The 13873-nt window shown below is 42.8% G+C and carries 12 protein-coding genes; 4 read left to right on the forward strand and 8 right to left on the reverse strand.

Annotated features, from left to right (window positions below):
- From WJM94_RS11655 to WJM94_RS11670, 4 genes are all read right to left on the reverse strand, one after another.
- Complete coding sequence (locus WJM94_RS11655; protein ID WP_444494379.1) at positions 1-252, reverse strand: hypothetical protein; 252 nt, start codon at positions 250-252, stop codon at positions 1-3.
- Positions 236-1942 (reverse strand): SgrR family transcriptional regulator, encoded by a 1707-nt coding sequence (locus WJM94_RS11660; RefSeq protein WP_444494380.1) that lies wholly within the window; start codon positions 1940-1942, stop codon positions 236-238. The genes WJM94_RS11655 and WJM94_RS11660 overlap by 17 nt, the downstream gene beginning before the upstream one ends.
- A 79-nt stretch (positions 1943-2021) precedes the next feature.
- Positions 2022-2255 carry a DUF3389 domain-containing protein gene (locus tag WJM94_RS11665; protein WP_444494381.1) on the reverse strand — a complete coding sequence of 78 codons (234 nt, stop codon included), beginning with the start codon at positions 2253-2255 and terminating at the stop codon, positions 2022-2024.
- A 10-nt stretch (positions 2256-2265) separates the two neighbouring features.
- Entirely contained in the window at positions 2266-2694 is a 429-nt protein-coding gene (locus WJM94_RS11670; protein WP_444494382.1) for a hotdog fold thioesterase, read from the reverse strand.
- Positions 2695-2865: 171 nt separating this feature from the next.
- On the opposite strand from WJM94_RS11670, the gene WJM94_RS11675 reads away from it, so the two are divergent.
- Entirely contained in the window at positions 2866-3654 is a 789-nt protein-coding gene (locus WJM94_RS11675) for a M48 family metallopeptidase (RefSeq protein WP_444494383.1), read from the forward strand.
- Positions 3655-3744: 90 nt separating this feature from the next.
- Here the strand turns inward: WJM94_RS11675 and WJM94_RS11680 are convergent, their stop codons facing one another.
- Positions 3745-4773 (reverse strand): site-2 protease family protein, encoded by a 1029-nt coding sequence (locus tag WJM94_RS11680; RefSeq protein WP_444494384.1) that lies wholly within the window; start codon positions 4771-4773, stop codon positions 3745-3747.
- Between the two features lie 456 nt (positions 4774-5229).
- Between WJM94_RS11680 and WJM94_RS11685 the strand changes: the two genes are divergently transcribed.
- From WJM94_RS11685 to WJM94_RS11695, 3 genes are all read left to right on the forward strand, one after another.
- Complete coding sequence (locus WJM94_RS11685) at positions 5230-6471, forward strand: porin (protein ID WP_444494385.1); 1242 nt, start codon at positions 5230-5232, stop codon at positions 6469-6471.
- 21 nt (positions 6472-6492) lie between these two features.
- Entirely contained in the window at positions 6493-8904 is a 2412-nt protein-coding gene (locus WJM94_RS11690; RefSeq protein WP_444494386.1) for a VolA/Pla-1 family phospholipase, read from the forward strand.
- A 288-nt stretch (positions 8905-9192) separates the two neighbouring features.
- Entirely contained in the window at positions 9193-9750 is a 558-nt protein-coding gene (locus WJM94_RS11695; protein ID WP_444494387.1) for a PhnA domain-containing protein, read from the forward strand.
- A gap of 157 nt (positions 9751-9907) precedes the next feature.
- Here the strand turns inward: WJM94_RS11695 and WJM94_RS11700 are convergent, their stop codons facing one another.
- The 3 genes from WJM94_RS11700 to WJM94_RS11710 form a co-directional block, all read right to left on the reverse strand.
- A complete protein-coding gene (locus WJM94_RS11700) occupies positions 9908-10099 on the reverse strand; it encodes a hypothetical protein (protein ID WP_193291555.1) in 192 nt (63 codons plus the stop codon).
- Between the two features lie 279 nt (positions 10100-10378).
- The gene (locus WJM94_RS11705; RefSeq protein ID WP_444494388.1) at positions 10379-11401 is read right to left on the reverse strand and encodes a TerC/Alx family metal homeostasis membrane protein; all 1023 of its coding nucleotides are present in this window, start codon (positions 11399-11401) and stop codon (positions 10379-10381) included.
- A 515-nt stretch (positions 11402-11916) separates the two neighbouring features.
- Complete coding sequence (locus WJM94_RS11710) at positions 11917-13659, reverse strand: bifunctional metallophosphatase/5'-nucleotidase (RefSeq protein WP_444494389.1); 1743 nt, start codon at positions 13657-13659, stop codon at positions 11917-11919.
- Positions 13660-13873 lie beyond the last annotated feature (214 nt).

The following is a 13873-nucleotide window of genomic DNA, read 5'->3' on the forward strand; positions in this document are numbered from 1 at the left end:
TTACTTCATTGTCACTTTGCCGCCAATCATTTTATAAGCGGGTGTGCCTCTTACCAATGTATCTCGCGCAAACTCTTGTTTGCAACCAGGGCAGATGCAAGGTGTATGTGTGAAATTCTCTACAATGCGCTCTTTAAAACATTTGACCAGTGCACCTTTACCACCTTTGCGATATTTAAACAGCTGAGTTTTGCATTTCGCACAATAGATCTCGACGGTTTTCGTCGGTTGCTTCTTATTCGGTTTCGCCATTGTCGGTTATATCAGGTTTTACCCATACATTACTGAAATCGAACCAGCCCAGTGCGTTACATTTTGCGTTTTGTAAGGCACCACTATGGTCTTTGTTTACGCCAAGCCAACAGTGAAACATAGGAACTACCTGGCGACTTTTCACCAATTGTCGTCCAAGCTCACGAGCAGGGAACTCTTGGTATGATCCTGCCCTCCACTGATCAACTAACGCCGCCCAGTCAGAAAAATCATTACCAGAACTGAATGTCTCGATATCACTATAGTCCAGTAACCAACCAGCAAGTGCATCATCTCTGTTTGTTGCGATTCCCATCGCTTTAACCCAGATATCGACCTCGGATGGTTCTGGTGGTTGACTGTCATATCGAATAAATTCGACCTCGATGCCATGTGGCCTTAAGAGGCTCTTAATGGCTTTGGCAATGACAGGAAACATCGGATGCTTCTTCTGATACGCAACCGATATGGTTTTACCTTGTTGCGGTACCACACCAGCCTGAGTTGGTCTCAAATCAATCCAGCCCGGTTTAATACCAAACGCTTGCAAAACTCCAAGCTCGATTACTTTATCTTGTGGTACGTGGGCATATATCTGATGGCTGTTTAGCGTTTGACTGATAAATTCAGCCCATCGAGGATCTTTGGCGACACCAGTCTTTTTGTTGAGTAATAAGAAGGTACAACCAGGATCGAGTTCCACCTCATCTGATGATGAGTGTTTGTCCATTTGAGGCTTTGACAAACTTGGATAAACCATCGATGAATAGGCTTCATCTATCACCCAGACTTCAACTTGATCCAATAACGGTCTGAATCCGAAGTATCCATCGAACGCTGTCAAAATAAGGCGTTTATCGTCATTCACTTTAACTTGAAACGGCCCTGTGCCGACTGGTTCTCTGTCAAAATCTTCAGTTCGCAACGACTTCGGTAGTAATATCTTTGCCTGAGATTCACTTAATGCCAGCGGTAAGTATCGATCTGGGCGCATGAGTTCAATGTCGATTGTCCAAGGCTGTGGTGAAGAGACTTTCGAAATGTGCGCAAACAGATTTAAATTACTCAGAGATTGGATACTCTCCAATACACAATCCGTTGTCAGAAGTTCACCATTGTGAAAGCGTACGCCACGACGCAAATAGAAGCGCCAGTGTGTATCACTTAATGATTCCCATGTATGGGCTAAATCTGGTTTAAGCTGCTCATGTTCATCGAGACGGGTGAGGCCACTAAAAACCTGTCTCGCGATATGTTGCTCTGAACGACGCATCGGTTTTTGTGGATTCAGCATTGCTAAAGGTCGATAGTAAGGCAAACGGATAACCTGCTCACCTTGTCGATGTTGCAGCCCAAGATAGCCTTGAATAACCTGAGTTAGTCTCGTCGCATCATTGTCCAGCGCTTCCAGTGCTTGACCAATTTTACCTTCGTCTAAATATCTTCTGGCAAGATTTTCACTAACGTCACTGCGGTTTCGCTTAAATACCAGCTTAGAGAGTTTTCCTCGACCAGCGGCAGGATGCCACTCAATCCAGCCCTCTTCTTCTAACTTATTGAGGACGATACGGGCATTACGACGCGTACAAAAAAGCGTTTCAGTAATGTCTTCGAGCTGAACTTCAGTATCGTTACCGGCAAATTTTTCAAATAGCGTTTCAAACTGAACACGTAAGCGCGGGCTACTCATAAAGAGGAAAATCTTGTTTATAATTCAATAAGACAAGTTTCCTCATTTTTATAAGAAAGTGCAAATTAAGATGGGTAATTTATTGAATATCTATGCCTATTTCTTTCGCTAGCTGGCTGAGCTGGCTTTCGTTATCCAGCTTAATTGACCATTTACATTCAGCACCATGAGATAAAACGACATTCGCACCTCTCCCAAGCAATTGAATGGCATCAGTTTGAGCTTGAAGCGTGATCATCGAGCCTCCAGTGAGTTTTATAACGACTTCACGCTGAGTTGCGATGATTTTGCCCAGAGAGAATTCAATGACCATTTTTCTGTGCTCACTTCGCTTTTTGCTGTTTCACAGCAATAGTCAAACGACTTGTACAAACTAAGCGTTCGCGCTCGTCGGTAATATTGATCTGCCAAACCTGAGTTGAAACACCTAAATGCAATGGCTTAGCAGTGCCAATTACAAAGCCACTACGCATTGCTCTGACATGATTCGCGTTTATATCCAAACCTACGCAATAGCTCCCTTCACTCACACAGAAGTTTGCAGCAACTGAACCGAGCGTTTCAGCCAGTACCACCGAGGCGCCACCATGTAATAAGCCTAGAGGTTGGTGGGTAAAGCTACAGACAGGCATCGTTGCACTAATCGAGTCTTCTGTAAAACCGGTATATTCAATTTGAAGATGCTCCATCATTGTATTTTTTGATGTTGCATTTAGTATCTCTACACTGATTGGCTTTTTCCAAATACTCATTGTTTGCTCTTGTTTTTAAATGTTAGTAATCATGGATTAGGTGTTGCTTAGCATAGTCGGTATCGCGTCTAAACATCAAGATATAACTCCAAGGGCAAGATGCTCTTTAATAAGCGTTATTTGGGTATATACTATTGTCTCAAAATAGAAAATAAACACGTGGAACCAATTATGAAAGTATGGATTAAAGCTTCTGCTCTTTTGGTCGTTGCAGGTTTGACAGCTTGTAGCGCCTCTCCTACTGGTCGTAACCAACTCTTAATGTTTTCTGATCAAGAGATGTCTTCACTCGGTGCCAAATCTTTTGAACAAATGAAGACAGATACCCCAATAAGCAAAGACAAAAAGACAAATGCTTACGTTCAATGTGTAGCTAAACATGTTACCGATGTCATTCCACCACAACCAGGGTTTCAAAACTGGGAAGTTGTTGTGTTTGACAGTAAACAGGTCAATGCTTTTGCTCTGCCTGGCGGAAAAATAGGCGTGTATACCGGGCTTTTAGGGGTTGCCAAAAACCAAGATCAATTGGCAACGGTGATTGGTCACGAAGTAGCACACGTGTTAGCCGATCACAGTAATGAACGTTTGTCCCAGAGCCAGTTAGCAAACACGGGGCTGTCACTTGCGAACATTGTTATTGGAGCCTCAGAATATAGCCAATATCAAGAGATGACGATGGCAGCATTAGGAGTCGGTGTTCAATATGGTGTTATTTTGCCATACGGTCGAACTCAGGAGTCCGAAGCCGATATCGTTGGTTTAGATTACATGGCTAAAGCCGGGTTCGATCCAAACCAAAGTATCGCTTTGTGGAAAAACATGAGTGCAGCATCCGGTGGCTCTCAACCACCTGAGTTTTTCTCGACTCACCCTTCTCACAGTACGCGTATCAAGGAATTACAAGCGACAATAAATAAGCTACCACATTACAATGTTAAAGCGCCAAAATGTGGCTAAAACCTTATTGCTACTGCTATTAGTACATTAAAAAACATAGGAAAAAAGCTCCAATCGGAGCTTTTTTCTGTATTGATTGAGTATGAATAACTACGTTCCTAATATTTGCATCGGTAAACTGAGCAGGTTATCCCCTAGTCCAGCGAAATACCAAATGATGGCTACGAAACCGCCAACGGACACCAGATACCATATAAATGAGAATAACTGCCCATAACGTGTTAATGGCAATAAGTGACTGTGATGACGCGTACGCCACTCCATCACAACTTCCAACATCCCCATAATCAATAAAAAACCGAGTAACGTTAAGCCCAGTGAATAACTCAGTACAATACCTAAGATTGCTGTGACAATGCTGCCAGCTAATCCAACCCAGGTGTTCATTGAAAACGTAATGCTTTTAAGTACATGTCCACCATCTAAAGGCAGAATTGGTAACAAATTGAATAAGTTTAACAGCGCATTAAATACTGCTAAGCCGGCAAAAGTAACCTCTCCTGTCACCCAGTACAGTAAGGTAAATACAATACTCAGCACCAAGCCAAAAAATGGCCCCATGATTGAGATAACTACGTCTTGCCAGCGTGTGTTGATTTTTTCGTCGCTAAGTGCCAGTCCACCCATAAACGGAATCAGATAGATTCCTTTCGTCTTCATACCAAAATACTTCATCGCTTTGATATGCCCATATTCATGAAAAACAAGACAAGCAATCAAAGCAAGTGCAAATTGAACAGAGAACAACCAAGAATATGCAGCCAAACTCGCAGTAGCTAAAGCTACTTTAATCACTTTAGCGCTTTTTAACGCCTTCATACCTAAAGACACAATACCGACTAAGCTCAAACGCTTTTCGCTTGGCGGCGCGATTTGTGGCGTCTGGCGTTCGATGTCTTTCTCGTTGCGAGAGCCTTCTGTCACTAATTCGTCGTTCACTGTGACACGGTATGACAACATAAACGGCTGCCAAAGCACTTCGCAACTTAGCTCACATAACAGGATGGCATCACCAGCCTTTAGCTTAAATTGATGCGTGCTTATCTTTGACTCTTTTTCACCAGCATCAATCTGTGATACTAAAGTATGATCCCAATACAACTGTTGCCAACCTGCCATTGATCCTTCTAGTCGTAGCGGTCGCCCCAAAAATTCTATATGTAATAATTCCAACGCGATTCCTAATGCGATAACCACAAAACGCGAATTATGCCTTTTGTGCTCTTATGACTTCAATATTCAAAGTTTCCACTTATTTGGATAACTATGAAACAAGTAAAGCATGACCGTGAGCCCGTTTGAACACTATTTAGCCATTAGTATTTCAAAATAATTCTGGTCTAACCATTCAGAAAAAAAATATAACGTTAATACATAACGTTATCAGTCGGCATTTGACCTGTGCATCAAATTTAAACTTCCAAACTCGTACAAGCTTTGACAATTTATTAAACATACGTTTAACATTGCATTTACATTGTACACATGTTTCATAACAAAAAAGAATTAGTTGCACTACTTCACAATAATTACAAGGACTCCGGTCTGCATAAGGATACCCTAGGAGGGTCAAGGATGAACAAGAAGCGCTGCTCTCTGCTTGCAATATCAATATTGTTTGCGTGTAATGCCCATTCAGCGGGTTTTCAGGTTGTTGAACATTCAGCATCTGGTCTTGGTCGAGCATTTTCAGGCGAAGCCGCAGTCGCAGACAATGCGGCCGTTTTGGCAAGAAACCCGGCAGCAATGACACTTTTCAAACAAGCTCAGTTTTCAGGAGCTATTACGGTCGTTGATCCTGAAGTGAACATTTATGACACTTTTTATGATGAACACTCAGACGATATCGCACCGTTGGCAATCGTACCTGCGGTGCACTATGTAAGCCCTATTGATGACAAGTTCGCCTGGGGTATTGGGATGTTTACAACTTATGGTGTATCGACTGATTATCCAGATGACATCTCCGCCGGGGATTTGGCTGGTGATACGTCTCTAATGTCTGTGAGCCTTAACCCAAATCTTGCTTACCGCATCAATGATGCGTTCAGTGTTGCTGGCGGTGTAAGTTTGGTTTATGCAGAAGCAGAGCTGACTCGCCATAAAGGTTCTTTGGCTCCATTGTTTGGTCCAGGAAGCAAAAAGTCTGACAAACTCATCGGTATGACAGATGAGACATTTGCTTGGGGTTGGAACGTAGGTGCTCTTTATGAAGTTAATGAAAATAATCGTTTTGGTTTCGGCTACCGTTCTAAAATCGATCTCGATTTTGATGAAGGTGAATTCAGTAGTTACGACTCAGGCATCGCGACGGCCGCGAAAGTTGATGGCCGTTTAAAAATCACGCTTCCTTCCATGTTTGAGCTCTCCGGTTTCCACCAAGTGAATAGCCAATGGGCATTTCATTACAGCTGGATGCTAACAAACTGGAGCCAGTTTACCGAACTACGCGCAACCAGTGACCAATGTAATGATGGTATATGCTTCTCCAAACCAGAAAAGTATGAAGATAACAACCGCTATTCCTTGGGTGCGACTTACACACTGAACAGTGACTGGACATTCCGTGCTGGTGTTGCTTATGACGAGCAAGCAGGTAAGGCCACATTGAGTATTCCTGATACTGATCGTTACTGGTACAGCGCAGGTTTAACTTATGCGTGGAACGACAACCTCACAATCGACGCAGGCTTCGCTTTAGTCCACTGTGACGATAGCTCTTTCAGCGAAGTTAATGCGTCTGGACAAGAAATCACATTCGATTCTGACGGCAAAGCGTACATCAGCTCAGTACAAATGAATTACACCTTCAATTAGTAGGTTTAACGGAGTAAACCAATGAAACATACTTTTAAATTATCACTGCTTTGTTCTGCGATCCTGCTTGCTGGCTGTGGCGATGAATCAGAGAGCCGAGGCACTTCTGAACAAGTAAGCTTTGAGCCTGCTGTTCAGGCACTTCTTGACCGCCAGACTTCTATTCAATTTACACTACAAGGTAGTAAAGCTGTTGTTCCTGCCCCATCTTACCTTTTAATGGATTCGACAGATGGCACTTTGGGATTGCCAACTGGTGGAGATAACTCGCTTACCAACCCTAGAGCAGCAATGAACACCATGGATGGTTGGTCAACCACTATGCCAATCGTGTTGAACTTTGAAGGGGATGGTTTCGCCACTGGCATGGTGACATCTGGTGTGAAAATCATCAAAATCAATACACGCCTGACTGAATGGAATGGTACAAGCAACCCTATTGAGCAAGTTCTTACACTTGGTACTGATTTCATTGTTCAGTCAAACGGTAATTCTCTTTACATCCAATTTATGGATGCGCTTGATGAATCGAGCGAATATATCTTTGCTATTACACAAGACATAATTGATGTTAACGGTGACCCGATTGGAACGTCGTCGAATTATGCCATTGCGAAAAGTAAAGAAGTGGTTTATGAGTCGGGAGATCTTGCTTCTGTACAAGCAGTAACGACTGCTGTGGAAGGTATTTTCGGCTTAGCGAATGTAAACCCGGACGATATCGTGTATTCATCTTGGTTCAGTACGCAATCTGTTGGTGATACGCTAGCGGCAGTCAAAGGCGTAACAGCAACGGGTTTCTCTACTGGTGCAAACACGCTCAATGACCTATACAAAGCGGATTCAAACGATAGTTCAGTTGATCTCGCGACCGCATACACCATGACTTATGGTACTACACAAGATTTCGTCACCGCTCTGGATAATGATGAAGATTTCAACCAATACATTAGTGATCTGGATGCCGCCAAGACAGCGATCAAGGGGCTTTACAATGCTTCTGGCGCTAGCGTTAATGTCACTCAAGGTTCGGTGAAGTTGCCTTACTACCTTGAGAAAGGTGCGGACTGGAATATGCAGCCAATGGTTTCTGCAATGCCGAGCCTGGCAAAACTCAGTGCAGCACTTGCTGACCCAACTGAACAAGCAAATATGGTTCAGCAGCTTTCTACTGGTGTGTTTGCTGAAAATCCAGTGGATCTGACAAAACTAGCGAGTGATCCTACCGAGCAACTGAAACTAGTCGGCTCAACATTATACCTATCTGATGGAAGCCAACTGGATAGTGAACGTGTTATTACACGCTACTCGCCGGTACCAGCGGTGAAGTCTCTTGAGGATGTCGAATTTCTTCTGTTCACGCCGCAATCAGGTGTCGCCACGGATGTTGTAGTTTACCAACACGGCATTACCTCATCTAAAGAAAACGCCTATGCGTTCGCTTACAACATGGTCAAAGCTGGTGTAGCCGTTATAGCTATTGACTTGCCGCTTCATGGAACACGTAGTCTTGATGAACAACGTTCTGCGAATGCGAATGTTCTTGCTTATCTGAACCTGTCTAACTTAGCCGTTGCACGTGACAACCTTCGTCAAAGCGTACTGGACGTACTAGGTCTTCGTGCTAGCTTAGTCGTATCCGCACAAGGCGGCCTTCTGGCTGGAGGACCTCTTCAAGGGTTCAATCCTATGACAGGCTCTCAGGTAAAAATGTTGGGACACTCTCTTGGTGGTATCGTAGGCACATCAGCGGTTTCTGCAGCAAACAATACACTAGGAAGCCCGTCTGCGGATGCACTCTATTCATTTAGCGCTGCTTCTATCCAAAACTCAGGTGGCCAAATTGGCAATTTGCTGTTGGGTTCCTCAAACTTTGGTCCTCAGATCAAACATAACCTGGCTTATGCGGCCTCAACGGGTTACATGTCTTTTGCAGATGCACAATGTACCGCGTTAGATGACAGTACCTGTTACGAAACGTTTGAAGGGCTGGCAACAGCTGAGCAACTTGCTGAGCTAAGCTCTGGATTCTCTCAATTCATCTATGCAGCACAAACAACGCTGGATACCGTTGACCCATTCACCAATGCAAGTGATTTGATGTCTTCGGGTACACTATCTACGCCATTTTTTATGACAGAAACCGATGGCGATGTAGTGGTTCCGAATAGCGTCGTTAAAGCACCATTTGCCGGTACAGAGGCACTAGCGGCTAAACTTGGCCTGACCCCTGTAAACAGTTCAAACACGGCGGTGTTGTCACCTGCTGCAAGCTTCGTTCAGTTTAACTCGACAGCAACACACAGCACGTTTGCCTCTCCGGGCGGTACCTTAGCTGACTTAGATCACCACATAGAGATGCAAACAGAAAACGTAGATTTCCTAATAGATAATGCGTTATCAGCGGTATCTAACACGTCAGTTCTGAGGTAAACACCCTTGAGTTCGTATTAGCTCTAACGCCCAGTTTCTACTGGGCTTTTTTATGAACCTCATAAACTCTGAGGGTTGAGCCAATCTACTTATGGATGCTTCATAACTGAAAGTAATAAAGCTAAGCGTTGATAATTCGCATATTATTTATGAACTATTGTTTTACATATTTCCATTATTCAGGTTGGAATATTGTAAAAATCGGGGCTTATTTCCCCAACACCCTTTTATTTATCAGGATAAAGTGGATAATACCGCCACAAAATAACTTTACTAAGGTGAGTCCTTATGTCTATCGAAGCTACTTTGCTTGCACGTTGCGAGTCAAAATGTGAACTATGTTCGTCTGAATCTCCATTAACTGCTTACGCTGTACCACCACACGGTCACGTAACTGTTGATACCGCTATTATGGTTTGTGACAAATGCCTGGGCGAGATCGAAGAACCTAAAGACATTAATCACTGGCGTTGCCTAAACGACAGCATGTGGAGTCAGGTTCCAGCAGTGCAAGTTACTGCATGGCGCCAACTAACTCGCCTAAACTCAGAAAACTGGGCTCAAGACGCTCTTGATATGATGTACATGGAAGAAGAGCAGAAGAACTGGGCGATGACAGGAATGTCAGCAGACGACAAAACTCTTGACTGCAACGGCACTGAACTGAAAAAAGGTGACGATGTAACGGTTATTAAAGACCTACCAGTTAAAGGTACTAACCAAGTCATCAAGCAAGGTACTGTTATCCGCGGTATCAGCCTTGGTAGCGATCCAAAACTGATTTCAGGTAAGGCAAATGGCGGTCAGTCTATGTACGTGATCGCTGAGTACTGCCGTAAGAAGTAATTCCCATTACTTTTGATATCAAGCAGGGTTCCAGGCGGGACCCTGTTTTTATTTGGGGCAAAGTAAAGATTACTAGCTGCGATGTCAAAGCGTTGTCACCGAGCAAATACAAAAATGCCAGCAATTAAGCTGGCATTATTCCTTCACTGAATTCAGGTTAACGATACATACCGATATCTTTCTGAATGTGAGCTGACAAGTCTTCTGCGTAGTAGCTGCGAGGTGCAGAGTTATCTACGAAAAGAATGTCTAATAAGTGAGCAATCAATCCTTTGAAGTTAACCGTATAGGTCTTCTTATCCATAGAGGTTGGTAAAGCTACATTTGTCATCTGCATTGCTTGTGCCATGATTGCCTCTCTTTAAAAGCAGTTGTATGTTTTGTTGCTTGTATATTAGTCACTTAGCATTCGTTTAAAAAATGACAAAATTTAGCTATCCGAATTAGTTTTTCTAATGAAACAAACCTTTTACACATAAGAGAAATACAAATTCTCACTCAGTGACTATTCATTCATTTAGACCTATTTTGGGTTGAATAACTTGAACTTAAGCTGTCACAGTTCATATCATTCGCAACATTTTATTAACCAAAATTTATTTTAGTCATCTTCAACAAACAAAACTCATCAATATTTTTGATTAGTAATATTAACGTTGTGCTCACTACTGTCTCTGTTCTTACAGATTGAGGCAACAACTGCGGTCGTCATCACGGAGATGAGAAATGACAGTGACCAAATCGTAGGTATTTCATATGGTGAACCAACCAATAACATCTTCATACCGATAAACATCATGATCACAGACAAAGCTGGTTTTAAGTAAACAAACTTATCGAGCATAGCTTGTAATACGAAGTACAACGACCGTAACCCAAGCAATGCAAACACGTTTGCGGCCAAAACCAGAAAAGGTTCACGTGTGACAGCAAAAATAGCGGGGATTGAATCCAGTGCAAACATGACATCCATCACCGCGATCACGCCAACGACAATCATCATCGGAGTAGCTACCCACTTGCCTGCCCGCTTTAACATTATGTGGTTGCCTTGATATTCATCGGTAACGGGAAGAATTTTCCGGATGATTTTTTCCGGGTACGGATTGACCTCTTCCTCATCATCATCTTTGTCCCGCGCGAGTTTAATACCAGTCCAGATTAGAAATACTGCAAAGAGGTACAGTACCCAGTGATATTGAGCCAACAACTGAGCTCCTATTCCTATCATCACAGCACGTAGTAACAATGCACCAATAACCCCCCACAGTAAGGCTCTTGGGCGTAAATGTTCCGGGACTTTGTATTGAGCAAAAATGATTGCGAACACGAACAAGTTATCAACGCTGAGTGATTTTTCTAGCAGGTACCCCGTAAGGAAAGATACCGTTGCCTGTTCATTCGAGTAATGACTGTGTGGAGCGTAAAGATCCCAGAAGAAATAGATCGTGCCAGCAAAAACAAATGCGAGTAAGAACCAAAAAAAGCTCCATACAATCGCCTTTTTCATGGGAATTACACCACCACGCGTTTGATATATATCGAGCGTAACTAAAATCAATGTAATTAGGCCGAAGGTACCATACATTGTGAGTGTTTCTTGAAACAGAACGGACTGGCTTAGCTGAGTGGTATTTTCAATTAGAGACATGCTTCCTCCTACGCGGAAGAACCACTTATTTGGTGACCTTCCGCATACAATACAAACCAGCATCCGCATTTAAAATGCGTCTACTAGTAACTGAATGCGTTGGTCTCGTTGAAGTGCCAAAATGAAATATAAAAGTGGCACCTTTACTTACCGGATAAGCTTATGCTTAACGAGATGACGATAAGTAAACTTGCGCTAACTACTCCCCAAACAGCAACATCATACGCCTGAAAGAACTGATATCCAACAAAGATCTGCTACCGATAAGTTTGGCGGATTTTCTAGGAGAACACTAAGCAGTTTATTGAATGCCATAAACAAAAAAGGAGCTCAAATATGCTCCTTATGATTTATATATTTAGAATATGTTGATTGGTACAAAATGAACCAGCATTGTCCAAGCAACAATCCATGCAGCCATTACCGCGACGTCTACCCAAGCATTTTTCCACATACCTTTCACCTTTTAACCGCATGTCACGTAAAAAGTTAGGCAAAATAGATACCAAAAATAGCTATCGTTGCTGCTGAGAGTAAAATCTGTGATTTAGGTTCAAACAGTTAGGTTCATCGGTGAGTAATTCTATGAAGCAATCCGCCATAGATAAATTACTTACACTGCCTTCTCCTGCCATGTCCAGCAGTGCTTCATATCCTTCCTTGCCTTTCATCGTATATGCGGATGATGTACCTCGATACCAAACCTCGTCTTTGACTCTCATCCAACGATTATCCCTAAAGATTTCTAATACCGTGATTCGTTTACCTTTAGGGAGATCCGCTTTGTACTCAAAGTTAAGGTTGTACGTATATGGGTAACTCCCGGAACCCGTGCCTTCCACACCATTATTTAGTGCATTATTTATCGCCCCTTCCAACGCTCTGCGAATAACGCTGCCTTGAACGTCATAAAATCCGATTGGAACGGCAAATGGCAATAATCGTCCGGCAATGTCGGCAACGGTTATATTACCTGGATTCAATGACGTACGAACTCCACCGGCATTATGTATCGCAAACTGAATGTCGTGCCCACGCTGATTTAAACTGTGCAGAAATGAACGAGCAACGGCTGAAGCCAGTTCGCTTCCACCAAATTCATCGGGAATACGCACATGTCGCTTCTTATTTTCCACTTTGGCGATCACTTGCGACTGTAGTGCGCGCACACGTGGAATGTACTTTTCAGTCAAAATTGCTTGAGTTTCAGGATGCTTTTTACATACGACGACATTGGGTTGCCCATGAATGAAGTCACAAGCCGTTTCGAACACACCTTGGTCCAACTGTTGGTTTAGTGATGAATCCCAGAATATACGACGGCCAAGTAATAGTTCATTTTGTCCATTCAACATTGTCGCCTTACCTTCTTTGTCGAATTCAAGCAGACAATGCCCCATCGTTAACGCGTGATAACCAGCTTGCACTACGTAAGTACCATTAATATTTACGCCGTATTGGTCATCTTTCCCTAAGCCTATCGCTGAAAAATCGCCTTGTAATCGATGACTGTGCCCACCAACAATAATACCAATCCCTTCCACCTTCTCTGCGAGTTCTAAGTCACCTTCATATCCAAGGTGACTTAGTAAAATGATGTTTTTTATCCCTGCAGCATGAATGTGTTCAATCGTCGCTTGTGCGGTTTCAATTGCAGTTACAAACGGTGTATCTGCATCAGGGTTGGCGATATCACTCATTTTGTCTATTGATAGACCAAAAATCGCGACCTTTTCACCATCAAATTCTTTCACCAAGTATTGAGCGGTTTGAGTTTTAGGCTGATAACTCAATACATTGTCACAATCACTGACACGATGAGATTTAGAATCTGACTCGTTGGATAAGTCCCAGTTGCCGGCAAGTAAAGGGAAGTTTGCTCGCTGACAAAACAGCGCCACAGGTTCGTTACCCATGTCTAGTTCATGGTTGCCTAATGCCATCGCGTCTATCTTTAATGCGTTAAGAAGATCCGCATTGGCTTTACCTTTAAACAGTGAAAAATATAGGGTGCCTTGAAAGCAATCACCGGCATGAAGGAAAAGCATACCGTGCCCTTGACGCTGTGCGTCATCACGGAGTTGTTCCACACGAGTCGCAATTCGTGAGAAGCCGCCAGCGCTCACATAAGGATCCAGGGTAACTTCGTTATTGATTTTTAGTTTTAGCTGTAATGACGTTGGCTCAAAGTAGGAATGAGTGTCATTGATGTGTGCCAGTTTAATTCGTACTGGCTTATGATTTTTATTCATTTTCATCTTCTCTCTTTTCATTCCTTATAATAATAAGAAGTGAATGATGACAGAATCATGAATTTTATGAAACAGCGAATTTTCCATTTCATATTAACGTGATCTTAAAAAGAGAATGTCGATTTTGAAAGCAAGTACTATTCAAGTCGATCTTTATTCCGTAGCAGGCTCTCGTAATTTTGTGAACTGAACTTATCTCCATAATTTAGAATTAATATAT

Origin of the sequence: Vibrio sp. YIC-376 (assembly GCF_052353105.1) — a bacterium.
Lineage (GTDB): Bacteria > Pseudomonadota > Gammaproteobacteria > Enterobacterales > Vibrionaceae > Vibrio.

Excerpts from the sequence above, each read along its gene's own strand:
- WJM94_RS11655 (WP_444494379.1), bottom strand. The coding sequence starts at position 252 with ATGGCGAAACCGAATAAGAAGCAACCGACGAAAACCGTCGAGATCTAT.
- WJM94_RS11660 (WP_444494380.1), bottom strand. The coding sequence starts at position 1,942 with ATGAGTAGCCCGCGCTTACGTGTTCAGTTTGAAACGCTATTTGAAAAA.
- WJM94_RS11665 (WP_444494381.1), bottom strand. The coding sequence starts at position 2,255 with ATGGTCATTGAATTCTCTCTGGGCAAAATCATCGCAACTCAGCGTGAA.
- WJM94_RS11670 (WP_444494382.1), bottom strand. The coding sequence starts at position 2,694 with ATGAGTATTTGGAAAAAGCCAATCAGTGTAGAGATACTAAATGCAACA.
- WJM94_RS11675 (WP_444494383.1), top strand. The coding sequence starts at position 2,866 with ATGAAAGTATGGATTAAAGCTTCTGCTCTTTTGGTCGTTGCAGGTTTG.
- WJM94_RS11680 (WP_444494384.1), bottom strand. The coding sequence starts at position 4,773 with ATGGCAGGTTGGCAACAGTTGTATTGGGATCATACTTTAGTATCACAG.
- WJM94_RS11685 (WP_444494385.1), top strand. The coding sequence starts at position 5,230 with ATGAACAAGAAGCGCTGCTCTCTGCTTGCAATATCAATATTGTTTGCG.
- WJM94_RS11690 (WP_444494386.1), top strand. The coding sequence starts at position 6,493 with ATGAAACATACTTTTAAATTATCACTGCTTTGTTCTGCGATCCTGCTT.
- WJM94_RS11695 (WP_444494387.1), top strand. The coding sequence starts at position 9,193 with ATGTCTATCGAAGCTACTTTGCTTGCACGTTGCGAGTCAAAATGTGAA.
- WJM94_RS11700 (WP_193291555.1), bottom strand. The coding sequence starts at position 10,099 with ATGGCACAAGCAATGCAGATGACAAATGTAGCTTTACCAACCTCTATG.
- WJM94_RS11705 (WP_444494388.1), bottom strand. The coding sequence starts at position 11,401 with ATGTCTCTAATTGAAAATACCACTCAGCTAAGCCAGTCCGTTCTGTTT.
- WJM94_RS11710 (WP_444494389.1), bottom strand. The coding sequence starts at position 13,659 with ATGAAAATGAATAAAAATCATAAGCCAGTACGAATTAAACTGGCACAC.